The organism is Janthinobacterium agaricidamnosum NBRC 102515 = DSM 9628 (assembly GCF_000723165.1).
Taxonomy (GTDB): domain Bacteria; phylum Pseudomonadota; class Gammaproteobacteria; order Burkholderiales; family Burkholderiaceae_D; genus Janthinobacterium; species Janthinobacterium agaricidamnosum.
In genome coordinates, this window is record NZ_HG322949.1 from 3,300,659 (window position 1) to 3,326,122 (window position 25,464).

The 25,464-nt window shown below is 62.8% G+C and carries 19 protein-coding genes and 1 pseudogene; 11 read left to right on the forward strand and 9 right to left on the reverse strand.

Annotated elements, in window-relative coordinates; genetic code table 11:
• Positions 1-235: 235 nt before the first annotated feature.
• Complete coding sequence (locus tag GJA_RS14030) at positions 236-1,336, reverse strand: branched-chain amino acid aminotransferase (protein ID WP_038493217.1); 1,101 nt, start codon at positions 1,334-1,336, stop codon at positions 236-238.
• 212 nt (positions 1,337-1,548) lie between these two features.
• Here GJA_RS14030 and GJA_RS27825 point away from each other — a divergent pair, with 212 nt between their 5' ends.
• Both GJA_RS27825 and GJA_RS14035 read left to right on the forward strand, forming a co-directional pair.
• Positions 1,549-1,704, forward strand: a complete 156-nt coding sequence (locus GJA_RS27825) for a hypothetical protein (RefSeq protein WP_156484145.1) — start codon at positions 1,549-1,551, stop codon at positions 1,702-1,704.
• A 402-nt stretch (positions 1,705-2,106) separates the two neighbouring features.
• Complete coding sequence (locus GJA_RS14035) at positions 2,107-4,773, forward strand: PepSY domain-containing protein (protein ID WP_081905414.1); 2,667 nt, start codon at positions 2,107-2,109, stop codon at positions 4,771-4,773.
• 185 nt (positions 4,774-4,958) lie between these two features.
• Here the strand turns inward: GJA_RS14035 and GJA_RS14040 are convergent, their stop codons facing one another.
• The 3 genes from GJA_RS14040 to hisC form a co-directional block, all read right to left on the reverse strand.
• The gene (locus tag GJA_RS14040; RefSeq protein ID WP_038499863.1) at positions 4,959-5,540 is read right to left on the reverse strand and encodes a TetR/AcrR family transcriptional regulator; all 582 of its coding nucleotides are present in this window, start codon (positions 5,538-5,540) and stop codon (positions 4,959-4,961) included.
• A gap of 17 nt (positions 5,541-5,557) precedes the next feature.
• Positions 5,558-6,301: a 3-oxoacyl-ACP reductase family protein gene (locus GJA_RS14045; RefSeq protein WP_038493220.1), complete on the reverse strand. Its 744-nt coding sequence runs from the start codon at positions 6,299-6,301 to the stop codon at positions 5,558-5,560.
• Between the two features lie 164 nt (positions 6,302-6,465).
• Positions 6,466-7,527: a histidinol-phosphate transaminase gene (gene hisC / locus GJA_RS14050; protein ID WP_038493222.1), complete on the reverse strand. Its 1,062-nt coding sequence runs from the start codon at positions 7,525-7,527 to the stop codon at positions 6,466-6,468.
• 210 nt (positions 7,528-7,737) lie between these two features.
• Between hisC and GJA_RS14060 the strand changes: the two genes are divergently transcribed.
• From GJA_RS14060 to GJA_RS14085, 6 genes are all read left to right on the forward strand, one after another.
• Positions 7,738-8,967: a hypothetical protein gene (locus tag GJA_RS14060; protein ID WP_144241539.1), complete on the forward strand. Its 1,230-nt coding sequence runs from the start codon at positions 7,738-7,740 to the stop codon at positions 8,965-8,967.
• 65 nt (positions 8,968-9,032) lie between these two features.
• On the forward strand, positions 9,033-9,416 hold the full coding sequence (locus tag GJA_RS14065; RefSeq protein WP_038493228.1) for a DUF2946 family protein: 384 nt from the start codon (positions 9,033-9,035) through the stop codon (positions 9,414-9,416).
• A gap of 84 nt (positions 9,417-9,500) precedes the next feature.
• The gene (locus GJA_RS14070; RefSeq protein WP_038493230.1) at positions 9,501-10,841 is read left to right on the forward strand and encodes a PepSY-associated TM helix domain-containing protein; all 1,341 of its coding nucleotides are present in this window, start codon (positions 9,501-9,503) and stop codon (positions 10,839-10,841) included.
• An 86-nt stretch (positions 10,842-10,927) separates the two neighbouring features.
• Entirely contained in the window at positions 10,928-12,343 is a 1,416-nt protein-coding gene (locus GJA_RS14075) for an aminotransferase-like domain-containing protein (RefSeq protein WP_038493232.1), read from the forward strand.
• A gap of 91 nt (positions 12,344-12,434) precedes the next feature.
• The gene (locus tag GJA_RS14080) at positions 12,435-13,118 is read left to right on the forward strand and encodes a hypothetical protein (RefSeq protein ID WP_038493234.1); all 684 of its coding nucleotides are present in this window, start codon (positions 12,435-12,437) and stop codon (positions 13,116-13,118) included.
• A gap of 82 nt (positions 13,119-13,200) precedes the next feature.
• Positions 13,201-14,139 carry a DMT family transporter gene (locus GJA_RS14085; protein ID WP_038493236.1) on the forward strand — a complete coding sequence of 313 codons (939 nt, stop codon included), beginning with the start codon at positions 13,201-13,203 and terminating at the stop codon, positions 14,137-14,139.
• 51 nt (positions 14,140-14,190) lie between these two features.
• On the opposite strand, the gene GJA_RS14090 is transcribed toward GJA_RS14085, so the two are convergent.
• From GJA_RS14090 to GJA_RS14105, 4 genes are all read right to left on the reverse strand, one after another.
• Complete coding sequence (locus GJA_RS14090) at positions 14,191-15,636, reverse strand: MFS transporter (RefSeq protein WP_038493238.1); 1,446 nt, start codon at positions 15,634-15,636, stop codon at positions 14,191-14,193.
• 194 nt (positions 15,637-15,830) lie between these two features.
• On the reverse strand, positions 15,831-19,277 hold the full coding sequence (locus tag GJA_RS14095) for a DUF748 domain-containing protein (protein ID WP_242404540.1): 3,447 nt from the start codon (positions 19,275-19,277) through the stop codon (positions 15,831-15,833).
• Between the two features lie 195 nt (positions 19,278-19,472).
• The gene (gene dsbG, locus GJA_RS14100) at positions 19,473-20,243 is read right to left on the reverse strand and encodes a thiol:disulfide interchange protein DsbG (RefSeq protein ID WP_081905415.1); all 771 of its coding nucleotides are present in this window, start codon (positions 20,241-20,243) and stop codon (positions 19,473-19,475) included.
• A gap of 23 nt (positions 20,244-20,266) precedes the next feature.
• Positions 20,267-21,079: a TlpA disulfide reductase family protein gene (locus tag GJA_RS14105; RefSeq protein ID WP_242404541.1), complete on the reverse strand. Its 813-nt coding sequence runs from the start codon at positions 21,077-21,079 to the stop codon at positions 20,267-20,269.
• Positions 21,080-21,219: 140 nt separating this feature from the next.
• Here GJA_RS14105 and GJA_RS14110 point away from each other — a divergent pair, with 140 nt between their 5' ends.
• The 3 genes from GJA_RS14110 (at position 21,220) to GJA_RS27370 (ending at position 24,381) form a co-directional block, all read left to right on the forward strand.
• Positions 21,220-21,885 carry a response regulator gene (locus tag GJA_RS14110; protein WP_038493242.1) on the forward strand — a complete coding sequence of 222 codons (666 nt, stop codon included), beginning with the start codon at positions 21,220-21,222 and terminating at the stop codon, positions 21,883-21,885.
• Positions 21,882-23,216 (forward strand): ATP-binding protein, encoded by a 1,335-nt coding sequence (locus GJA_RS14115; RefSeq protein ID WP_038493244.1) that lies wholly within the window; start codon positions 21,882-21,884, stop codon positions 23,214-23,216. Before GJA_RS14110 ends, GJA_RS14115 begins: the two co-directional genes overlap by 4 nt.
• Positions 23,217-23,481: 265 nt before the next feature.
• Positions 23,482-24,381, forward strand: coding sequence for a S1 family peptidase (locus tag GJA_RS27370; RefSeq protein WP_144241540.1), 900 nt, complete (start codon positions 23,482-23,484; stop codon positions 24,379-24,381).
• A gap of 114 nt (positions 24,382-24,495) precedes the next feature.
• Here the strand turns inward: GJA_RS27370 and GJA_RS14120 are convergent.
• Positions 24,496-25,416, reverse strand: a pseudogene (locus GJA_RS14120) (IS5 family transposase).
• Positions 25,417-25,464: the final 48 nt, after the last annotated feature.

Here is a 25,464-nt window from a genome sequence, read left to right on the forward strand (position 1 = left end):
GCGGCGCTGCTGGCGGGAAGAGCACTGGGGCTGGGCATTCTGCTGCACGACGCGGTGCACAATACTCTGTTCACGTCGCGAGCGCTCAATCAATGGATGGGACGATGGCTGTATGGCAGACTGCCCAACGTCGCCTATCATGCCTAACTTGGCAAAAGGCGTCCTCAGCAACATGCAATGATGCTGTCAAAGACGCCTCGGCCGACCATCGCTGATCAGATCCGCCGGCCGGGAATCAGCAGACTTGATGCATCCAGCCGTGCGTATCTTCAGCCGTGCCGTGCTGCAAGGCCAGCAAGGCTTCACGCAAGGCCAGCGTCACCGCGCCGTTCTGGTTGTCGTTGATTTCCATCTCGAAACCGTTGGCCTTCGCCTTGCCGACCGGCGTGATGACGGCGGCCGTGCCGCAGGCGAACACTTCGGTCATGCGGCCGGCGGCGATGTCGTCGCGCCATTGCTGCACGCTCAGCTTGCGCTCGGCGGTGGCGTAACCGAGGTCGCGCGCCATTTCCAGCAGGCTGCGGCGGGTGATGCCTGGCAGCAGCGTGCCGGTCAGTTCAGGCGTGACGATGGTGGTCTTGCCGCCCTCCTGGTACACGAAGAACAAATTCATGCCGCCCATTTCTTCGATGTACTCGCGGTGCACGGCGTCCAGCCACACTACCTGGTCGCAACCTTTTTCCTGTGCCTGGGCCTGGGCCAGCAAGCTGGCGGCGTAGTTGCCGGCGCACTTGGCCTCACCGGTGCCGCCTGGCGCGGCGCGCACGAAATCCTCGCTCAGCCAGACCGTCACAGGCTTCACGCCTTGCGGGAAGTAGGCGCCGGCCGGCGAGGCGAACAGCACGAACAGGTATTCGTTGGCCGGGCGCACGCCAAGGAAGGGATCGGTGGCGATCATCAACGGACGCATGTACAGGCTTTCGCCGGTATTTTTCGGCACCCAGGCGCGGTCTTGCGAAATCAATGCATCGCCCGCCGCCAGGAACAGTTCGACCGGAATCGTCGGCATCGCCAGGCGTTCCGCGCTGCGGTTGAAACGGGCCGCATTTTCTTCCGGCCGGAAAGTCTTGATGCTGCCATCAGGCTGGGCAAACGCCTTGTAGCCTTCGAAAATCGACTGGCCGTAATGCAGCGACGATGCCGACGGATCCAGGCTCAGCGGGCCGTAAGCCTTCAATTCACCTTGCTGCCAGGCGCCGTCGCGGTAAGGAATCACCACCATGTGGTCGGTGAAGACGCGGCCAAACCCCGGATTGTTGATGCGCGTCGCGCGTTCGGCATCGCTCAATGGATGGGCGGAAGGATTAATAAGCAGATTCGGAGCGGAGCTGGTCATATTGAATAGATCTGAAATGAAGAGGGTCGCCTATTGTAGCGCTTATCTGACAACATACGGTGCCGATCCGGCCATCATCCCTGACGCGGCGCAGCATGGACCATGGTTGAAGTTTCAATTAAATGCACTAATATCAAGCTTGGGTATACCAAGGATGGTGACTGGCCGGTCAGCCCGTATGCTGGGCGATGCCGGCATTTCAGGAGATAACCATGTTTGCGCTCAAATTGCTGGCCGCGATAGCCGTATCGGCGCTGGTGGTGGTGGTGCCGGTCGTCTTGCACGACACCTTTGAACCGGTGCGCGTGGTGATGTCGCAAACGCCCGATGTCGACGCCCACGCCATGTGGAGCCGCTGGCCACGCTAAAGCAAGCCTGTTCCGCCGGACTTTCGGTGCTGCGACGCAGCATCACCAAGTCCGGCAGACGCTATTTTGCAACGGCTATAAAAGCCGTGGCGTACTGTTATTACCCACAAAACTCCGGTCATGTCCGCTTGACGCCGTGGCGGCCTGATCAGGCATGGCGACGCTGCATCCACCCGCCATCTCCGCTGCCTGCCGCCCTACAAAGCGTTACAAGAAAGTATGCTCGCCATATAGTGCGAATGGTTCTCATTTGCGCTATTATTCTGGTCTCCGCCTGAATCTCTTACAGAGCGTCTAACAAAACGTTGATGGCAAGGCAATGTAACGCCGCCATGGATGTTTTGTCAGGCGCTCTTCGTATAGGCAAGGCCGCTTCATACAGAATTGAAAGCTTGTTGACTCATGCCGAACCATCGCACCATGCTGGCCGAAGACAGTCCGCCCGCCGCCCCGGTTGCCAAACCCGCCGCCCCGGCCTGGCGCCTGCCCGCCCTGCCCAGCTGGAAACAGGTATGGTTTCAACTGCACTGGTTTATCGGCATCACGGCCGGCACGGTGCTGGTGGTGATCGGTCTGACGGGCGCCTTGCTGACGTTCCGCGAAGAAGCGCTCGACCTGATCAATCCCGGCGTGCGCCATGTCACACCGAGCGGCGCCCCGGCCTTGACGCCGCAGCAAATCGTCAAGGTGGTCAGCGCGGAACACGGCGAGCGGCGCATCGCGTCGATGACGCTGTCGTCCGAACCCGGCGCTGCGGTGCGCGTGATCTTCGCCCCGGCCGAAGCGGGCAAGCGCGGCGAATCGATGTATGTCCAGCCCTACACCGGCGCGATCCAGCCGCCGCTGGTCGGACGCGAAGCGGTCGAATGGCTGGAATCGCTGCACCGCTGGCTGCTGCTGCCGCGCGATTCCGGCCGCAAGGTGGCTGGCGCGCTGGCGCTGTGCCTGCTCGGCATGGCCTTGTCCGGCCTGTACCTGCGCTGGCCGCGCCGGCCGCTGGACTGGCGCAGCTGGCTCACGTTCGACCCGGCCCTGCGCGGCCGCTCCTTCCTGTGGAATCTGCACGCGGTGGCCGGCACCTGGGTGCTGGTGCTGTATGTGATCTTCACCACCACCGGCGTGTACTGGAGCTACGACGTGGTGCGCGACAATATCGACGCCTGGGGCGGCCTGCCGAAACGCGAAGCGCCGAAACCGATGGATACGCACGCAAATAAGCACGCAAAAAAGGACCAAGCCAAAGGAGAGGCCAAGGCGCCGCTCGACCTGACGCTGGCCTGGTCGGTATTCGAGCAGCAGGCCAGGGGCTGGACCAACACTACCTTGCGCGTGCCGGAAAAACCGGGCCAGGCGGTGCAATACACCTGGCTGAGCCTGGATTCGCCGCATGAACGCGCACGCAACCGCCTGTCGGTGATGCCGCTGGACGGCAAGGTCACGCAAGACGACCACTACGCCAGGCAGTCCGTCGGCGCGCGCCTGATCAATTCGATTTACCCGCTGCACATGGGCACCTACTTCGGCCTGCCGGGCCGCATCATGATGCTGCTGGCCAGCCTGGCGCTGCCCGGTTTCGCGATCACCGGCTGGATCTTGTACCTGAACCGGCGCCGCGCCAAACGCGCGGCCCAGGCCGAACGCGCCAAGCTGGGTTTGCCGCAGGCGATCGCCGGCGCCAACGATGACGTCACGCTGGTGGCGTACGCCAGCCAGTCCGGCCAGGCCGAAAAACTGGCGCTGCAAAGCGCCGGCGCGCTGCAAAAAGCGGGGCTGTCGGTGGTGGTGTCATCGCTGGACCGGCTGGAACCGCAGCACTTGCGCCAGTACCGCCGCGCGCTGTTCGTCGCCAGCAGCTTCGGCGAAGGCGAAGCCCCGGATGGCGCGCGGCGTTTCGCGCGCCTGCTGTGCGATGCCGCCGCACCCGGCCTGCCCGGCTTGAACTATGGCTTGCTGGCCCTGGGCGACCGCCACTACAGCAATTTCTGCGGTTTCGGCCGCACACTCGACCAGCGCCTGCGCAGCCTGGGCGCCAGCACCCTGTTCCCGAGCATCGAAGTCGACAACCACGATGCGGCGGCGCTCGATGCATGGGCGCGCGCGCTGTGCGACTTGAGCGGCGGCAGTCCGGTCGAGGCATTCGCCGCGCCGCGCGAAGCCGCTTACGAGCATTGGCGGTTGAGCCGCCGCACGCTGCTGAACCACGGCAGCCAGGGCAATCCGCTGTATGAAGTGGCGCTGGTCAACCACAGCGGCGCCACCTGGGAAGCCGGCGCGCTGGTCGATATCCTGCCGCGCAATGCGCCGCAGGCGCTGGCCGCCTTCCTGCAAGCCAGCGGCCTGTCCGGCACGGAGCAAGTAAGGCACCAGGGACGCGAACGCACGCTGGCCGAAGCGCTGGACCACAGCGCGCTGCCGCCGGCCGACCAGCGATTCGCATCGGCCCAGGCTTGCGCCGACAGCCTGGTATTGCATGCGCCGCGCAGCTATTCGCTGGCGTCGCTGCCGCAAGACGGCGAACTGCAATTGCTGGTGCGCCAGGAGCGCCATGCCGATGGCCTGGGACTGGCGTCCGGCTGGCTGACCGAGTTCGCGCCGATCGGCATGGAAGTGGAATTGCGCCTGATGGCCAATCCGGGCTTTGCGCCCGAACTGGATAGTACGCCGTGTATCTTCATCGGCAACGGCTCCGGCCTGGCCGGCTTGCGCTCGCACCTGCGCGCCCGCATCGACGCCGGCCAGCACCGCAACTGGCTGCTGTTCGGCGAACGCGACCGCGAGCACGACAGCCTGTGCGCCGCAGAAATCGACGGCTGGCTGGCCGATGGTTCGCTGGCCCGCCTGGACCGCGCCTTCTCGCGCGATCCGGTGCGCCGCGAATACGTGCAAGACCGGGTGCGTAACGAGGCCGATGAAATCCGCGGCTGGCTCGCGCAAGGCGCGCTGATCTACGTGTGCGGCAGCCTAAAAGGCATGGCGGCCGGCGTCGATGCGGCGCTGGCCGAGATGATCGGCAAGGACGCGCTGGAAGAATTGATGACGGCCGGCCGCTATCGCCGCGACGTCTATTAAGAGCCTATCCCAGTAGTGAGCGTCTTCTGCTGGCCGCGCATCGGGAGCGCGGACCAGGCGTGAGGAGCAAGCGTGGCGGGCCACGCGACGACGAGCAACGCAGTCCCCGCTGCTGAGGGGCGCCAGCAGGGGCCGTATTCATCTACTGGGATAGGCTCTAAATCAAGGGGGTGAAGGCAGCCCGCTCAGGCGACCTTCAGGCTGTTGACGGCGAACCTGGCGATGCTGCGCAGTTCATCGTCGCTGGCGCCGCCCCTGGCGCTGATCTTCATGCCGATCAAGGTCGACATAATGAAGCGGGCGGCGGCCCGGATATCGACGCCGGCCGCGATATCGCCGCGCGCGGCAGCTTCGCCCAGCTTCGTTTCCAACGCGTCGAGCAGCAGCCTGGTGCCGGTCTGCTGGATCTGCGCGATATCCGGGTCATTGCAGCCGAACTCGCCGAGCGCATTGACGCCCATGCAGCCCAGCCCCCGTTGCGTCTCATCCCACGCGGTGAACGCCAGCAGCATGTTCGACACCGCCTCCAGCGGCAAGCCGCTCTGCAAATTGCGCAACTGGCCGCCAATGCTGTCGCTGATGTAATACTGCAACGCTTCCAGATACAGCGCACGCTTGTCGCCGAAGGTGTCGTACATGCTCTGGCGGCCGATATTCATCGCGCCCAGCAGGTCGCCGGTCGAAGTAGCCGCATAGCCCTTCTCCCAAAATACGCCGACGGCTTTTTGTAAAACCTCGGTCCGATCGAATTCTCTTGGTCTCGCCATGCGGCTATTGTAAACCATTACGCGAGGTAGCCGCCATCGACGGTCAGGCTGGCGCCGGTGACAAAACCGGCCTCTTCTCCGGCCAGGTAAGCCACCATCGAAGCGACTTCCTGCGCCTTGCCGAAGCGCCCCAGCGGTATCAGCGAGCGCACCATCGGCGCATATTCGCCGTCGCCGGGGTTCATGTCGGTGTCGGTCGGTCCAGGCTGCACGTTGTTGACGGTAATGCCGCGCGGCGCCAGGTCGATCGCCATGCCGCGCACCATCGCCGCGACCGCGCCCTTGGTCATCGAATAGGCGCTGACGCCGGGGAAGCCAGTGCGATTGGCGACCACGCTGCCGATGATGACGATGCGCCCGCCCTGCGGCAGGTGGACCGATGCCGCCTGCGCCGCGACAAATTGAGCGCGTACATTCACCGCGAACATGCGGTCGAACAGTTCCAGCGGCATGCTGTCGACGGTGCCGCGCTCGGCGATGCCGGCATTGCCGACCAGGATATCGAGCCGGCCGAACGTGGCCACGGTCAGTTCCACCGCCGCCTTGACGGCCTCGGCGTCGCTACTGTCGGCCTTGATCGCCAATGCCTTGCCGCCCGCCGCGCGAATGGTTGCGGCCAGGTCCTCGGCCGTGCCGGCCGGCGATACAGAAGTGAAGGCGACCGCGATACCGTCGCTGGCCAGCCGTTGCACGATGGCGGCGCCGATGCCGCGCGAACCGCCGGTGACCAGTGCGACTCTGGATGTGGTGATGTTATTCATGACATTTCCTTTAATTGACAGATCAGTCCAAAATTGATAAAAAAACAATCTCTAAAATACCTGCGGGATGCGTCAGCACCCCGCAGGTATTCCTACCGCATGCAGCGATGGTATTTATTCTGGATCGATCTGTCAATAACTAAATCGCGGCTGGAATAACGACCTTACCGATGCAGCAATTCCGTCAGTGCCGTGACCAGCGCAGCGCATTCATCGCCATTGCCGATGCTGATGCGCAGGTACTGGCCGATGCGCGGCAGATTGAAATGGCGCACCAGGATCGACCGTTCGCGCAGCCGCGCGGCCAGTTGCGCCGCATCGTGATCCGGGTGCGACACGAACACGAAGTTCGCCTGCGATGGCAGCACGCTGAAACCCAGTTGCGCCAGTTGCGCCGACAGGCTGTCGCGCAAGGCGATGACAGCTGCGCGGGTATGCCGGAAATACGCCTCATCGTCGAACGACGCGATCGCGCCGGCCTGCGCCGGACGATCCAGCGGATACGAATTAAAACTGTTCTTGACGCGTTCCAGCGCCTCGATCAGGTCCGGATGGCCGATCGCGAAACCGACCCGCAAGCCGGCCAGCGAACGCGATTTCGACAGCGTTTGCACCACCAGCAGGTTCGGGTATGTCACCGTCAGCGCAATCGCGCTGTCGCCGCCGAAATCGATATACGCCTCGTCGACCACCAGCACCGCGTCCGGGTGCGCGGCCAGCATCGCTTCGATGCTGCTCCGCGTCATGCCGATGCCGGTCGGCGCGTTCGGATTCGGGAAAATGATCGCGCCGCAGCCGGGACGGTAATCGGCCGGGTCGATTTCCATCGCCTCGTTCAACGGCACGGTGCGGTAATCGATGCCGAACAGCTTGCAATACACCGGATAAAAACTGTAGGTGATGTCCGGGAACAGCAGCGGCTTGTCATGCTTGAGCAGCGCCATGAACACAAAACCCAGCACTTCATCGGAGCCGTTGCCGACGAACACTTGCGTGCTGTCGACACCGTGGTAATCGGCCAGCGTGCGCTTCAAGGCGCTGGCCGACGGGTCCGGGTACAGCCGCAGCGCATCGCTGGTGGCGGCGCGCATCGCCTCGAGTACCTTGGGCGACGGGCCGAACGGATTTTCATTGGTATTGAGCTTGATCAGGTTCGCTAACTTCGGCTGTTCGCCTGGCACATACGGGGTCAACTGCTTTACTGCGGCACTCCAGAATCGGCTCATTGGCTAAAACTCACAGGTAAAAGGGGATCGAGGGACATTTCAAATCGATGATAGCAGAAGCGCGCAAGCGCCTGGCAACGACGGCAGGCGCAACACCGGGAATGGAACTGGATGACGGCACGCACGTACCTATCGAATGATTTTTTGTAAACTGTTTTTGAAAATACTTTTCACTAACATTAACTCCATGATAAATAGCGATGAACAGCGATGAATAATTTCCCCAATATCCCTACAAACCATGTCCCCGCCACAAGCTATACCGCTCATGATTATCAGCAGGCACAGTCGCCCGCTGGCCTTCAGCAGCCGCAGCTGCGGCCTGCAAGGGATGACCAGGGCAGGATGCGCAACGATAGCCAGCGCGGCGCATCCCTGCGCAAGGCCCTGCACGCCAGCCATTCCAGACACAGCCCGGCACACCCAGCGTCTGCCGGCCCCTTGCGCGGCGTCAACCTGGCACAGGAAAGAACACCGGTCAGCGCGGAACTGCACAACGCGCTCGACGCATTCCTCACGTATGCCAAGCCGCGTTTTGGCCGCCGGCGCGATGACGAGCTGGTCCAGGCAGAAAAATTATTGCAGCCGCTGGCGAACAAGCAGGCGCTGAGCCACAAGGATTTGTTGACGCTGCTGGAAGCGAGTTCCGTGCTGGAGGCGCTGGCTCGAAGAAAGCCGGAGAAAGCGGAGAAAAGCAAGGAACTGCGCCAGCGGATCGACAACTTTATCGGACCGGCAGAGGATTTGGCCAGGGGGCTGCGCCATCTCGGCGCACAGATCGAACATCGAGCTGCGGCCAAGGACATCACCACCTATATAAAAGAAAATTATCCAGGCATGGTGACCACCGATCCCCATACTGGCAAACCTCGATTGACGCCAAAAGGCGCCGGTCAATATAACAGGATCAAGCAAGAGTTTGAAAATACGGCTCTGAACCGAACCTTAATACGCGCCATCGCCAGCAATATGGATGACGGCGACCGCGCAGTCCAGAAAATTGTCGACAACACCTATCGCGATTATCAAAATGCGCTGCGCGCACCGGGTCAGGCGCCGGCCGCCAAATACAAGCTGATCGAATGTGCCGGCATTATTGCCGGGCTGACCCGCGCCAGCCCCGAAAAGGTCGTCAAGGAACGCTACGCGACGGTGTTCCCGGGCGGAGCAACACATCCATCCGAACTGGTGCACGGCGAAACTTCGCGCGAAAACGGCTTCCTGTTCGTCGGCGGCGAGCGGCCTTCCGACCACGGCTACAAGATGAAGGTCACGCTGGACAAGGGATATGGGGTCGATGCCCGCCAATATTACGGCCACTCGGATGCGGGCGATGAAAAGATGCAATGGCTGACACTGCCCGGCGCCCAGTTCCGCTTCGACGGCATTGAAAACGCGTCCGGCAAGCCGACCTATCTGTTTTCGCAAGTCTCCCGCTAACCGCGCGCCGCACAGTATCAATCGACAATTGACACTGTGCGGCCAGCTTGGGACAATGCAGGCCGATGCGCACACCGGCCAAACTTGTCAAGCTGCTGCTCCAGTTTCTCGTCCTGGCGATACTGGTGAATACGCTCGCCCCGGTTTTCCTGCATATGCGGCGCGACGCGGCATCGCCGGCCGGGTTGATTGAAATTTGCTCGGCCGATGGTTTCAAAGCCTTCAGGCCGATATCGTCCGACCAGCCCGACCACCAGCTCGATCCCCATGCCGACCATTGCGCGCTGTGCGTGACGCGGGTCGATCCGGTCACGCCTTCCTTGTCGCTGCCGCAACTGCTGCTGGTCACGGTCGGCCTGGCTTACTTGCCGCCGCTGTTGAGACAGGCGCCCAAAAGCCTGTTCGTGTGGGCCGCCAGCCAGGCCCGCGCGCCGCCTGCCGCTATCTGACCTTACTTTTTGATCTGGCCGCACCGGCGCAGCTACAGGCTGCGCCGTGCCGGCTTCCGTCCCCCTATTTCAAGATAGCGCAGCATGAACCCACCCAAGTTTGTTACCCGTCCGATCGATTTTTACCGCGCGGCCTGGCGCTGGCATTTTTATGCCGGCCTGATGGTCTTGCCCTTCATGATAGTGCTGGCCGTTACCGGCGCGATCTACCTGTTCCACAATGAAATCGACAACGTCCTGTACCGCGACTTGAAGACCGTTCCGGCCAGCAGCGCAGCCACGCGCCTGCCGGCCGACAGCATCGTCGCCGGCGCGCTGGCGGCCCATCCCGGCATCGCCTTCAATTACGCCCCGCCAGCGTGTCCACTGTGTTCGGCCCAGGTCAGCATCAAGCCGGCCCGCGGCGACAAGCTGCTGGTGTTCGTCGATCCGGCGCGCGGCGCCGTGCTGGGCGACTTGCCCTATCACGGCGGGTTTTCGTGGACCGTGCGTCAACTGCACAGCCTGAAGTATTTCGGCGCCATCGCCAGCGGCATGATCGAAATCGCCGCCGGCTGGAGCATCCTGCTGTTCTTTAGCGGGATTTACCTGTGGTGGCCGCGGCAAGCCGGCGGCGGCGTGCTGACGGTGCGCGGCGCGCCGAAACAGCGCGTGTTCTGGCGCGACCTGCACGCGGTGACCGGCATCCTGGCCGGCGCGTTGCTGCTGTTCCTGGCCGTGACCGGCATGCCGTGGTCGGTGCTGTGGGGCGCCAAGGTCAACCAGTGGGCCAACGGCAGCAATTTCGGCTACCCGGCCGGAGTCAAGGTCAGCCTGCCGATGTCGGGCGAGCACCTGAACCATACGGCGCCGACCAGCTGGTCGATGGAACAGTCCAAGGTGCCGATGTCGCACGAACATGAGCACCATCATGGCCAGGCCATCACGCTGCAACAGGCGCTCGACATCTTCGGCAAGCTGGGCCTGTCCCAGGGGTATTCGGTCAGCCTGCCGTCCGGCGCGATGGGCGTGTATACCGGCTCGGTCTATCCGGCCGACGTGCACCGGCAGCGGGTGGTGCACCTGGACCGTTTTTCGGGCCAGGTCTTGCTGGACATGGACTATGCCCATTACGGTCCGCTGGCCAAGGGCATCGAATGGGGCATCAGCGTCCACCTCGGCCAGCAATTCGGGCTGGCCAATCAGCTGCTGATGCTGGCCGCCTGCCTCGCCATCGTGCTGCTGTCGGTATCGGGCGCCATCATGTGGTGGAAGCGCCGCCCTGCCGGCGCGCTGGGCGTGCCGCCGCTGCCGGCCGCGCCGCGCGCGCGCAAGGTGGTGTTTGCGCTGCTGGGCATCGGCGGGCTGCTGTTCCCGCTGGTCGGCGCATCAATGCTGGTGATGCTGCTGCTCGATTATCTGTTTGCGCGCCAGCGCCAGGCCTGAACCTGGCAGGGCCGGCGCTTCCATGCGTGGCCATAAATGCATTACCATGCAAGCCTCGCTTATCGGCAAGGCAAGGCTCACACACGATGAAACTGTATCAGGCGCTGGCCCATGAAATTTCGCAATCCATCCTCGACGGCGTGCTGCGTCCGGGCGACCGGCTGCCGTCGGTGCGCCAGGCTTGCGCCAGCCGCAATGTCAGTCCGTCGACGGTGTTCCAGGCCTATTACGTGCTGGAGGCGCAAGGCTTGATCGAGGCGCGCGAGCGTTCCGGTTATTTTGTCGCGGTCAGCGCCCAGCCGCTGCCGCCGGAACCGGACGCGCCATCGCTGCCGGACGAAGATGCGGTCGACCTCGACGTCAGCGAACAAGTGTTCGAGGTGCTGAAATCGACGATGACGCGCGAGGTGGTGCCGCTCGGCTCGGCCTTCCCCAGTCCGCTGCTGTTCCCGATGGCGAAACTGGCGCGGATGATGTCGCGCAGCGTGCAAAACCTCGATCCGTGGGCCACCGTCGACGACCTGACGCCCGGCAATGCGCGACTGCGCCGGCAAATCGCGCTGCGCTACCTGATCGACGGCCTGCACGTGCAGACCGACGACATCGTCATCACCAACGGTGCGCTGGAAGCGCTGAACCTGTGTCTGATGGCGGTCACCCGTCCCGGCGACGCGGTGCTGATCGAGGCGCCGACCTTTTACGCGGCGCTGCAATCGATCGAACGCAACGGCTTGCAGGCGATCGCCGTGCCGACCCACCCGCGCGAAGGCATCGACCTGGCCGCCGCCGAACGGGCGCTGCAGCGGCACCGGCCGAAGGCGTGCTGGCTGATGACCAATTTCCAGAATCCGCTCGGCAGCCTGATGCCGGAACAGAAAAAGCGCGCGCTGGTGCAGCTGCTGGCGCGCTACAACGTGCCGCTGATCGAGGACGACGTGTACGGCGAACTGTACTTCGGCGGCAAACGGCCGGTGCCGGCCAAGGCCTTCGACACCGAGGGCCTGGTGATGCACTGCTCGTCGTTCTCGAAATGCCTGGCGCCCGGCTACCGGGTCGGCTGGGTCGCGGCCGGACGCTTTGCCCGGCAAGTCGCGCGCCACAAGCTGACCACCACGCTGAATACGCCCGCGCCGACCCAGGGCGCGCTGGCGCTGTACCTGGAAAGCGGCGGCTACGACCACCACCTGCGCCTGCTGCGCCATGCACTGGCGCGCCAGCAGGCGTCGTTCATGGAAGCGGTTGGACGCTATTTCCCGGCCGGCACCCGGGCCACCCGGCCGCGCGGCGGTTATTTCCTGTGGCTGGAATTGCCAAACGGCGTAGATGCGCTGAAAGTCCATCAACTGGCGCTGGCCCAGGGCGTCAGCGTGGCGCCGGGACCGATCTTTTCATCGCAAAAGGAATTCGGCAACTGCCTGCGCCTGAACTACGGCCACATCTGGGATGCGCGGGTCGAGGCGGCGCTGGCCACCGTCGGCGGCATCGTCGCCAGCCTGGCCTGATCCGGTTTACGGACAAGCTTCTGCTGCTGTTGCGGCCGGCCGCCGTGGCTTACAGTGAAGCGCTTTCAACCTGCCTCCCGCGCCCCCATCCATGTATGTCCACGACCAGAGCCAGTTGCGGGCCGCCGCACGGCGCCTGCAACGCTACCGGCAGCAGCTCAGGCGCCATGCCGCCGGCCAGTCGAGCGCGGCCGAATTCGGCCTGGCGCTGGCCGATAACGGCTTGTCCAGCGCCGGCCATGGATGGACACTGGCGGTCGCCCTGCCGCACGGCATGCTGACGGCCCGGCAGCTGCGCATGCTGGCCTATGTGGCGCGGCGCTGGGACAAGGGTTATGCCCGCCTCGCCGGCCAGCACCAATGGCACTTCGATTGGCCGCGGCTGGAAGACACGCCGCGCATGCTGGCCGACCTGGCCACGGCGCAGCTGTATCCGGCCCAGGCTGGCGCCGACCTGCCCGCGCATCACATCCGGGCGCCCGCTTACCGGCCCGCTCCCGCCAACCCGGACCATGCCCCGGCAACGCCGGCTTTTGCGCGCTGGCTGGCGGCCCATGCGCAGCCCCATCATATCGATGGCTATGCCGGCGTGACGATCCCGCTGCAAGCCGGGCGCATCACGGCCGACCAGATGGATGCGCTGGCCGACCTGGCGCAGGCCTACGGCCACGGCGAATTGCGCGCCGCGCCGGGATCGGGACTGATTTTTCCGGACCTGCCGCGCGCCAGCCTGTTCGCGCTGTGGCGCCAGCTGGACGTGCTGAACCTGGCCTGAACCCGCCCCTGGCGCGGCACGGATTTGCATCCACGCCGCACAAACGCTAAGCTGCATGCTCTTTGCATAATAAAGATCGCCGATGAAACGTGGAATAGCCTATGCGGGCATGGCCGGAGCCGCCTGGGGCCTGGTATTCTTGATGCCAAAACTGCTGCCTGAATTCAGCCCGCTGATGATCAGTTGCGGCCGTTTTTTACTGTACGGCGCCGTCTCGCTGCTGGTCGCCGCGCCGCGCGCGCGCCGCCTGCTGGCGATGCTGACCCGGACCGACCTGCTATTGCTGGTGCAACTGGCGCTGCTCGGCAACCTGCTGTATTACATGCTGCTGTCGGCATCGGTGCAAATGGCCGGCGTCGCCACCGCCTCGCTGATCATCGGCGTGCTGCCGGTGACGATCACACTGGCAGGCCGGCGCGACAGCGGCGCCGTGCCGCTGGCGCGGCTGGCCTGGCCGCTGACCATGGTGATCGCCGGCATCGCCTGCATCAACCTCGACACCCTGCTGGCGGCGGACGCGGAACAGGCGTCAGTGATGACCGTGGCGACCGGCGTCGTCTGCGGTTTCGGCGCGCTGCTGTGCTGGACCATCTTCGCCGTCGTCAACACGCGCCACCTGAAGAAGAGCCACATCAACAGCAGCGACTGGGCCACCTTGTGGGGCATCGTCAGCGGCTTGCTGAGCATTCCGATCTGGCTGCTGGCGCAGCTGTTCTCGGTCGGCGGCACCGGCATCGAGGCGCCGCCCGAGCGCTGGCTGATGTTCTGGGGCGTCTGCCTGACGGCGGCGATATTCGCTTCCTGGTTCGGCAACCGCATGTGGAACGCCGCGTCGCGCCGCCTGCCGATGACACTGGGCGGCCAGCTGATCGTATTCGAAACCCTGTTCGCGCTGCTGTATGGTTTTATCTATGCGCACCGGCTGCCCGGCGCGCTGGAAATCGCCGCGATGCTGCTGCTGATCGGCGGCGTGTGCTGGACCGTGCGGCGCCATGCGCCATCGGCGGCGCCGGCCCATTGACGCCGTTTTTTTAAATTCCCGAGACCGCCCGGACAGTCCTTCTTGTCGCCATCAGCGGCGTCGCGCCAGATGATTACCCGCCAGCGGCGCCAGCTTGAGCATATCGCCCAAGCCAAGCAGGCTGACCAGTCCGACCAGCAAAAAAGCCAGCCGGAAGTCGGCCGCCGGCATGCGATCCAGTCCGAGCATGCCCGACAGCCAATGGCCGAAGCGCACGCCAACCGCGCCCAGCGCAATGCCCAGCCCCATTGCCACCTGCACGATGGTACTGAACAGGGTGTTGGCGGCGGCCATGCGCTGTTGCGCAATATCGGAAAAGGCCAGCGTGTTCAAGGCCGTGAATTGCATCGAACGGGTCAGGCCGACGCAGAACAGCAGCAGCGCGACCAGCCACGCCGGTGTGCCGGGCGTCAGCAGCGCACAGGCCAGCAGCAAGGCGACATTCAGCAAACCATTCACCAGCAGCACCGGCTTGAAACCGAAACGGCGCAAGATGCCGGTGGTGGCCGGCTTCATCGCCAGGTTACCGCCGAACACCGCGATCACCAGCAGGCCTGCATGGAAAGCGTCCAGGCCGAAGCCGACCTGGAACATCAGCGGCAGCAGGAACGGCACCGCGTCGATCCCCATGCGGAACAGGGAACCGCCGAAAATGGTAACCGCGAACGTCGGCGTCTTCAGCATCGACAGGTCAAGCAGCGGATGCGCGGCGCGGCGCAGATGCCATATTTCGACTGCCAGCAAGACCAGGCCGGCGCAGAAAAATCCGCCGGCGCCGCACCATGGCGCATCGGGCTGGCTCAATTGTCCGGCGCCCCAGGTCAGGCAGAGTATGGCGCCGCCGCCGAGCACAAAACCGGGCCAGTCGAACGGTTTGCGCGGCGCCGGAGGACGCTCGGGGATCAGTTGCAAGGCCAGCGCCAGCGCAATCAGGCCCAGCGGCAGGTTGAGGTAGAAAATCCAGCGCCACGACGCATAGCTGGTGATAAAACCGCCAACCGCCGGCCCCAGCACCGGCGCCACCAGCGCCGGCCAGGTCAGCGTCGCGATCACGCTGATCAAACGCTCCTTCGGCGTATCGCTGAGCACCAGCAGCCGGCCTACCGGCACCATCATCGCGCCGCCGGCGCCTTGCAGCGCACGCAGCAAGACAAATTCCGTCAAGCCCTGCGCCAGGCCGCATAATACCGACGCCAGCGTGAAAATGGCCAGCGCCGCCGCGAACACCCTGCGCGGGCCGTAGCGGCCGGCGACCCAGCCGCTGATCGGAATGAAGACGCCCAGTGTCAGCAGATATACGCTGACGCCCACGCCCAGGTCGAGCGGCGCGACGCCAAACGAGCGCGCGATATCCGGCACGGCGGTGGTGATCACCGTGCCATCAAGGTTTTCCATGAAGAAGGCGCCCGCCACCAGGAAAGTAATCCACAGGGTGCGCCGGCGATCCGCCTCGGCCGCCGCTGTTGTGCTGTTGTCTTGCCGTCCGTTGCTTGTCATCCACTTCGCCTTGCTCTGCGCCTTAGCGCGCCCAACAAAACATCCATGGCAGCGTTACATTGCCTTGTCGACCATTCGTACTGCCTACGGCAATACGCCTTGTGCTGAACGCTTTGTTAGACGCGGTGACTCTTTTTTATGCGATATCGGCGATGCCGCATCTTGTTATGGCCCGCCAGCCGACGCTCAAAACCTCATTTCGACGCCAGGCCCAGCTTCAATTGCACCTGCTTGCCGGTCTCGGCGCCGATTTTCTCGGCCTTGCCGGCACCGGTGCTGGCCGGATCGACGCCGGCTTCCCGCAGCGCGGCGAGGATCGCGCCGGCCCGCTGCGCACCCAGCTTGTTCAGCGCATCGGCCGGCAGCGGCTGGCTTTGCTCCAGCCGTTCGCGCAGCTTGCCATAAAAAGCGCCGGCATCGGCCACCTGCGGTTCGCCCTGGATCATCTTGCCGAGCCGCTGCCAGACCGGCAGTTTCTTTTGCCCGGCGGCGCTGTCGGCGGCCGGTACGGTGGCAGCGGCCTCTGCCGCTGTCTTCTGTTTATCCAGTTCGGCCGCGCCAAACCGTTCGGCGTACAGCTCGCGCAAGGCGCCCCGTACCTTGCGCTCGCCCAGGCTCAACGGGCCCGGTTGTTCGCCCGCCTCCAGCTTGATGCCGGCACGCGTGGCGACCGCGCGCCGCAGCGCCGCTTCGCGCAGCGCTGCGGCGTCGCTGTCGCTGTACTGTTGCGGCACCGCCAGTTTCAGTTGCGCGCGCCTGGCGAGGATCTGCGCCACCTGTTTCAGCTTTTCCCGTTCCGGCGGCAGCAGCACGGCGCTGCCGGCGTCGAAATCGATCGATTCCAACTTGTCGGCGCTGATGCCCAGCAAGCTGCCCAATGCGCGGAATGGCGACGTGACGATCCTGGTCAGCACATTGCCGATGGCTTTCCAGATCACCGCGCCATAGCTGAACTTCGGATCGTTCATGTCGCCCGACACCGGCAAGCCCAGGTCGATGCGGCCATCCGCATCCTTTAATATCGCCAGCGCCAGTTCCAGCGGCAGTTTCAGCGCATCCGGGCTGTCGATGCGTTCGCCCAGCGTCAGCTTGTCGAGCACGATCTGGTTGCTGCCGTCGAGCTGGCGGTTGCGCACCTTGTATTGCAGGTCGAGCGAGATTTTTCCTTCGGCGATCTTGTAGCCGGCGAACTTCATGCTGTACGGCGACGCCGACACCATGTCGACGTTCTTGAACACCACGTTCAAGTCGGTATTGTCGCTCGGCGCGAACGGATTCAACTGGCCACGGATGCGCGCCATGCCGAAATCATCGATGCGGCCATCGAGTTCGATCTGGCTGCGCGTATCGCGCTGCGACGACAGGCCGGTCACCACGCCGTTCAATTCATAGATCTTGGCGCCGAATTGCGGCCGCAGGCTCAGGTCCGAAAAATCGAGCTTGGCGTTCTGCACGCGCACCCGCCGCACCCGCACCGGGAAGGAACTGTCGGCCGCCTGCGGCTCGGCCCTGGACTCCGGCTGCGCCGCCTCGGCCGGCGCAGGCTGGCGCACCAGCAGCCGCTGCGCATTCAGGCTGCGGTCGTTTTCGATCATCAGCTTGGCGTTCGGCTCGACGATGCGCAATTCCGGGATATCCAGCAAGTCGGGCGCTACGCTGACATGCAATTTATCGGCGCGCACGCTTTTCCACGACGCGAAGCGCTCGCCATTGAGCTCATTCAGGACCAGCCCGGCGATATCGAGCGCACCCGCATAACGCAGCCTGGCGCTTTTCGCCGTGCCGTTGCCGGTGGTCAGCCGGCCATGCGCCGAGATGCTGCCGCCGGCGATTTTCAATTTTAAATAGTTGGCCAGCAAAGGCTGTACCGGGGCCAGCGCCAGCTGTTTCAGGGTCAGTTCGGTATCGAGCGCGCCAGTGGCCGGCACCACCTTGCCTTGCGCCGCCAATTGGCCGCCTTCGCGCAAGCCGACGCCAAGGTCGAACTTCAACGGCTGCTTCAAGTCGCTGCCGGCGCCGGCCACTTTCAAGTTGAAGTCGTGCAGATTGCCCTTGATGCCGCTGGCGGCATCGTCGAAACGGGCGCCGAACCGGTTCACTTCGACGCTGGCGGCGGCAAACGACCAGGGCGCAGCGACTGTTTCTTCGGGCGCGGCCCTGGCTTTGGCCGGGCCGGCTTTCGGCAAATGGTCCAGCAAGGCGAACCGGCCCCTGGCGTCGCGCGCCAGGTCGATTTGTCCGCCATCGGCATACAGGCGCTGGACGCTGGCGCGGCGTCCGGCCAGGTCGACTGCGCCGCCGTCAAAGCCCGCATGCGCCAGCTTGAACGGCGTTTGTCCAGCGCGCTCCAGTGTCAGGCCGGCCAGCGAAAAAGCGGCGTCGGCGACTGTCAACTTGAGACCCGCGGCGGCCTGCTCGGCGTCCAGCTTCAACGCCAGGTGCAGGTCGTCGGCGCCGACCTGCAGCGCCGGACGCAGCGTTTCATCGATGGCGCGCACGGCCAGCCGGTCCAGCGACACTTGCCTGACTTGCACTTTCCAGTTGCCGGCGGCGGCCGGCTTGACGTCGGCGGCAGGGACGGCAGCCGTTGGCGCCGCCATCAAATTGGCCAAGTCCAGTTCGCCATTGGCGTCGCGCCGCATGCGGATGCTGCCGCCGTCGAGCCGCACGCCGCCCACTGTCGCCTGGCGGCGCACCAGGTCGGCGGCCACGTCGCGGACCTCGAACAGCTTGAGCGTGGCGAACGGATCGGCTGACTTACCTTGGCCATCCTTGTGCACCAGCGCCAGTTCGGACAAGCTCAAACCGGCGCCGGCCAGGCTGGCTTGCAGCTTGCCGTCGGCATAGGAAAACCGGTAAGGCAGTGTGGCGGACAGCTGGCCGCCGCTGACTTCCGCCTTGGTATAGGACTTCAGGTAAGCGGCCAGCCCCGGCAGCGAAGCGTTCTTCAAGATCAGTTCGCCGCTGCCGCGGATCGGATTGACCGACGCGGTGCCGCGCCAATACAGCTTGCCGCCGCGCGCCGCATCGGCGCTGAAGGTGTAGCTGCCATTCTGGTCGGGCAGCGTGCTCAGCTTGTCGAGCGTGAAATCGATCGGCGTAAACGTGTCGGCGTAACCGGCGCGCCGGTCTTGCAAGTCGACCTTGCCCTGCTCCAGCGCAAAATGGCCGATCACCAGCCGCGGCAAGCCGCTATCCTTGTCGTCATGCGGGCGGCGCTGCAGCGTGGCGATGAATTCGGCCAGATTAAAAGTACCGTCCGGCGCGATCGCCAGATGGGCCTTGGGCGCGCTGACGCGGATATCGGCAAAGCTCCATGCGCGCCGCACGATGGATCGCCATTCCAGTTGCAGCGCCAGCGTGCCGACCGAGAACAGCGGCGCGCCATTGGCTTCGGCCAGCCGGAAATCCCGCGCTTCCAGCCGCAAATTAAACGGGTTGAAACGTAGCTCGGCGATGCTCGCCTGGCGTTCCAGTTCGGTCTTGGCGAACTTCGGCAGCTGACTCTTGACCAGCTGCGGCAGCAGCCAGAAGCCGACTGCGGAATAGCCGGCCAGCACAACGGCGCCGCCGGCCGCCCAGCGTTTCCAGCGGATTTTTTTAACTGGTATTTTCTCGATTTTTGCTGCCGTTGTTGCCACTGTTATGCGCCTTGTTGGTTAAAGGATGACCACGGACCACCACTTGTCATCATCACCATCAGTATGCCCGTTTGCGGGCCGATCCGCAAAACCGTAGCGTATCGATAAGGCGCCCCTGTCGTCAGGCCATGCGGAACAGCGCTCCGGCGTCAGGCGCACGCGACGTCGTCGCCGAAGAGCGGGCTTGAAGCCGGTTTATTTTTTCGGCTCCATCATCGCTTCCATTACCTCAGGCGGCGGCACGCCGCGCAGCGTCTGCAAATTGCCGCTGGCATCCTTGTAGAGGATCGCCGGAGTCCCGGAAAAGCCCAGCTGCTGCATGATTTTCTGGTTGCCGTCCAGTTGCGCGCGCTGCGCCGGCGCGATGCTGTCGAGCGGCTGGATGCCGCCGCTGGCGTTGTTCAATTCATGCTGGGCCAGCGCCGCCTGCGGGTCTTTCGACGCCAGCAGCGCGGCTGCCTTGCCGGGGCTGGTGTCGCGGATGACGCCGACCATGACGTGGCGTATCTGCACCTTGCCCGCCTTGACCCACGGCCGCGCGTTGTTCCAGAATTTATTGCAATAAGGGCAGTTCGGATCGGTGAACGCGTACACCACCTGTTTGGCTTCCTTGCTGCCGTCGGCGATCCAGGCGCTCTTTTCCAGCAAGCTCCAGGTTTTATCCGCCATCGGCTTGCTGACCAGTTTTTGCAACGGCGCTTCGCTCAGGTTGGCGCCCTTGGCGTCGATCATGGTGCCGACGATGGCCTGCTTGCCGTCGGCGGTCAGGTAGATCGCCAACGGTCTTTGCTGGACCATGGCGGCGTAGCCCTGCAAGCCGCCCGGCGCATCGAAACGCCCTACTATTTCAACGCCTTGCGCTTCGATCGCCTTGACCGGCGCCGGCCAGTTGCCCGCCGGCGCCGCCACTGCGTTGCCAAAAATCGCGCACAAGGCCGGCGCCAGCAAGATGGTTAATTTGGACATGCGTGATTGATTCCTGTTGTGGGTTACGGGGCGGAGCCCTGGATTTTTTGCAGTTTATCGGCCAGCGACGCGGATGACAATTCGCCCAGGTGCACGTCGACCAGATGGCCGCCGGCGTCGTAGAACAAGGTGGTCGGCAAGCCCCGCGAGCGGGCCGCCTTGCCGAGGCCGCCGCCCAGGTCGAGCATCACATTCGACAAAACCAGCTGGCTGGCCTCGATGAAGCGCTGCACCGTCCCCGGGTCCTCGCCCTGGTTGGCGAACACGAAGGTGACGCCGCTTTGCCGTTGCTGCGCGGCCGACAGCACCGGCATCTCGCGCCGGCATGGCGGACACCAGGTGGCCCACAGATTGACCACCATCGGCTTGCCGTTCGCCAGCTTGACCAGCCCTTGGGCACTGCCATCGAGCGCCAGCAATGGCAGCGGCGGCAGCGTCGCCGCTTCGCTTTTCATCAGCGGCAAGAGGTTGAACAACACCAGCCATGTCAGCGCGCCGGCGCCGAGCGACAGCAGCAGCGGCTTGCGCTGTCCGGCATGGCGCCGGGCCTGCCACGCGGCCATCAGCAGCGCGACCAGGATGCCGGCCCATGGCGTAAAGCCGCCATCGCGTATATTGACGATGGTCCAGGGTGCGGCCAGGTATTGCTCATGCCAGGTCAGCACGAACGCCAGCCGTGCCGCGACAAAGGCGGCGATCAGCATATTCGATAAAAAATTACCCAGACTGGCGGCTTTCTGGCGCCGCGCGGCCAAGTGGCTCACGCCGTAGGCCGCCAGGATGGCGGCGATCAGCATGATCTGGGTGATCGACAAGACCAGAGGACCGAATTGCATGGTCAACATAGACACCTTTGAAAAAGACACAGCGCCATGCTGGACGGCGCAGGTTAAGGCAGTGTTAACGGTGCCATAATCCCGGTGCCATAATCTGCCCATGGCATATTACAAACATATTTGAACATGGAGCATGATCGATGCGGGTACTGCTGGTCGAAGACGATGAATTGATAGCCCACGGCATTCTGGCGGGCTTGCGCGCGCACGGCTTGACCGCCGATGGCGTGCGCACCGCCTCGCAAGCCGACAGCGCGCTGGCCACCCAGCGCTGGGACGTGCTGATACTCGACCTGGGCTTGCCGGACGAAGACGGCATGGTCTTGCTGCAGCGCTGGCGCGCGGCCGGCATGGCGTTGCCGGTACTGATCCTGAGCGCGCGCGACGCGGTCGAAAACCGGGTCGCCGGCTTGCGCGCCGGCGCCGACGACTACCTGCTGAAACCGTTCGACCTGGATGAACTGGTGGCCCGGCTGCATGCGCTGCTGCGCCGCGCCGCCGGGCGCTGCATCGATATCATCGAACGCGGCCCGCTGCGCCTCGATCCGGCCAGCGGCCAGGCCTGGCTGCATGGCGCGACGGTGCTGCTGTCGCGCCGCGAACTGGGCTTGCTGGAAGCGCTGCTGCAGGCGCGCGGCCGCATCCTCAGCGCCGATCAATTGAAGGATAAGCTGTATCACTTCAGCGAAGAAATCGAAAGCAATGCCTTGAACGTGCACATCCACCACTTGCGGCGCAAGCTGGGCGCCGAGCTGATCGAAACCGTGCGCGGCCTCGGCTACCGCATCGCCGTGGAGCAGCCATGAGCTTGCGCCTGCGGCTGCTGCTGCTGATCGGCATTTCAATGAGCTTGCTGTGGGGCGCGGTGGCGCTGTGGATGCTGCGCAGCCTCGACGCCGAAGTGCACCGCACGCTGGACCAGCGGCTGGCGATGTCGGCGCAAATGGTGGCCGGCCTGATGTCGCAAAATCGCGCCGCGTGGCAAAGCTCCGACGGCCAGGGCCATGCGCCGGCAGCCAGGATGCCGGCCATGGCCAAAAGCATCGATTGCCAGATCACCTCGATGCGCGGCGAAGTGATCGCCCGCACCCCCGGCGCGCCGCTGGAAGCGGTGGCGGCGCTGGAACCGGGTTATTCCGAGCGCGACATCAGGGGCGAACGCTGGCGCAGCTACACCTTTGAAGAAAACGGCTTGCGGGTGACCACCGCCGACCGGCTGGCCGAACGCGAACTACTGCTGTACAACACCGCCAAGGCCGCCGCCGTGCCCTTCATCGTCGCCACCATCGGCAGCCTGATCGTGCTGTGGTTCGGCCTCAAGAATGGCTTGCTGCCGCTGGAGCGGCTGCGCCAGGCGCTGGAGCGGCGCGCGCCGGACGCCTTGACGCCGCTGGACGCCGGCGCCATGCCGCGCGACCTGCTGCCGCTGGTGACTACCCTGAACCAGCTGCTGGAGCGCATCAACGTCGCGATCCGGCGCGAACGCCGCTTCACCAGCGACGCCGCGCATGAATTGCGCACGCCGCTGACCGCCATCAAGACCCACTTGCAAGTGATGCGCATCACCCGCGGCGGCGATGCGGCGCAGGCGCTGGATTACGCCGAAGAAGGCGTGGCCCGGCTGCAGCGCACGCTGGGCCAGTTGCTGACGCTGTCGCAAATCGAAGGACCGTTTTCTTGGGACGACGGCAACCTGGCCGCAGCGGACCAGGTGGCGCGGCTGGCGATACGCGACGCCAGCACCCATGACGCCGGACGCATCGTGCTGCATGGCGATACGGCGCCGGCCGCACTGGCCCTGCCCCAGGCACTGGCGGTGACCGCGCTGCGCAACCTGCTCGACAACGCGCTGCGCCATGGGCCGTCGGATCGGGCCGTCAGCCTGACATTGCAGGCTGGCGGCGATGCCTGCACATTCGTGGTGCGCGACCATGGCCCGGGCATGGGCGCCAGGGAACTGGAACTGGCGGCGCAGCGCTTCTGGCGCCACGGCGGCGGCCAGGGCAGCGGACTGGGCTTGTCGATCGTCGCCGCGATCACCGAACGCTTCGGCGGCACGCTGGTATTAAGCCAGCATCCGGACGGCGGACTGGAGGCGAGTCTGGCGCTGCCGAGGATGCAGGGTGAGTCGATATGAGAAATTCTTACATTAAAAAAGACTTTAAATATTAAAACGTGACCACGCACTTAAAATAAGGTATATTAATACCACAGAGAAATAAAATTTAAATATTTTATTATTATAAAATTCCTCCTTATTTTTCACCAAACCAATAATAAAATAAAAAATACACCAGCTGACATTGCATTATTTATCACATTCTTAATTAATAAAAAAATCATCAAAACGTAAAAATTACCAAATAAAAATAATTCGATAGACGTAAAAAAATCATTAAATCATGACATTTTCTCGGCAGATAATTAAAAACACCGACCACGCATCATTATGTTCTATTTTTATTCGAACAATATGTTCTACTCCAAACGGTGATTTTTCTTGCGGAATGGCAACGGGATTTCATTATCGGGACATTCTTAATCGAACATGGTTAATTACCAATTGGCATGTCCTTACTGGTCGCCGTCCAGACGATCCTGGTTTTTTACTTACAAATATACCTCAAAGTCCTTACAGAATAGAAGTATCTTATCCTGGATCAACAGCTGGTACTTTTATGCCACCTGTAATGCTCGATTTATATCAAAATGGAAAACCTATCTGGCGTCAGGTTGGTTTAGAATTAGGCATTGACTTAGCCGGTATACCAATTGAATTACCAGATGGTGCTACTGCACCTTGTGTACAAGACTTTACAGAACGTGATACGGATCCACTTCAGCCAGGAATAGATGTAATTATTGTTGGCTTCCCATTAGAACATAGTATCGATATGCCTTTTCCTGTCTGGAAACGTGCAATGATTGCGTCGGAACCAGCATATCCTGTTTTTGGTCAAATTCAGACACTTCTTGATACTCCGGGAACTCCAGGAATGTCTGGATCCCCTGTCTATCGCATTTCCCCTGGCGCCTCGGTATCGAGATCTCAATATGAAAAAATTAAAGAATTCAAAAAAGATGGAAAGATTGATTTAGATTTTTTTGAGAAATTTGACTTTACCAGGATCCAATCATGTCTAGTACTCAATTTAGTTGGAGTTTATGCTGGCTCCACCGGAAAACCCGGATTGGATCGTTTATCTCTGGGGAGAATGATATTAGCATCAAACATTGACCTTATGATTATGAAGGGAAAACCTGGCATAAATCCATTCCCACCTAAATACCATCAATACTAGGGAATCGCTGATCAATTCACTTTTCAGTGATGAATCTGGAGCCCAACCGCCCGCGGAGAGCCAAACGACAGACTTTGCAGACGATTTGATACTTTGCTGCGCGCTTTTCCTCGATCAGGACAGACTGCGGGATTCCGTGACCGTAAAACGCCTGCCTGCCAGCACCAGGTTGGCGAAGGCGGACAAGGTAAACAGTTGTGCTGTGTTCTTGGCCAGTCCGCGATAGCGGGTTTTGCGATGACGGAACACGTTCTTGATGACATGAAACGGGTGCTCGACTTTCGCCCGCACGCTCGCTTTCAGATACTCTAGCTTTTCCGTCAGGCGCCCCAGTTTTTTTTCGGCAACTCCTTGCGTTTGGAACGCTTCATGGTTACATAACACGTGACCGGTTTGCCGATTTTTTCTGGCCGCTTTTCCACGCCTTGGTAACCGGCATCGCCAAACGCAGCGATTTCGTCGCCGTGCAGCAGCGCGTGTGCTTGCGTCACATCGGCAACGTTGCCGGGCATACCGATGACGGTGTATACCAAGCCCGAGCAAGCGTCGACGCCAACGTGCACTTTCATGCCGAAGTGCCAGTCATTGCCCTTTTTCGATTGGTGCATTTCAGGATCTCGCTTGCCATCCTTGTTCTTGGTGGACGGTGGCGCGGTGATCAACGTCGCGTCCACGATGGTGCCTTCACGCATCATCAAACCTTTTTCGGCCAAGTGCCCATTGACGGTGGCGAAGATCCGCCGCATTAGCCCGTTTGCTTCCAGTAGGTGCTGGAACTTCAGCAACGTCGTTGCGTCCGGCGCCGACTCGCGCCCCAGGTCGATACCGACAAAGACGCGGATGGATTGGCTGTCGTAGACCGCGTCTTCGATACCTTCGTCCGACAAACCAAAGCACTGCTGGGCAACGTACATTCGAAATCAGCTTGTGCAGCTTGCCCCACGGTGTCACGCTGTCGATTTCCGCCAGGAAGCGGTCGCGCCGCGTCAGCTTCTTCTTGGCGGCGTATCCGAGATCGGAAAAGCTCTTTTGCATGATGAATCGCGGGCCGTGAACGTAGCGTTATTGTCTCAGGTCGGCCCG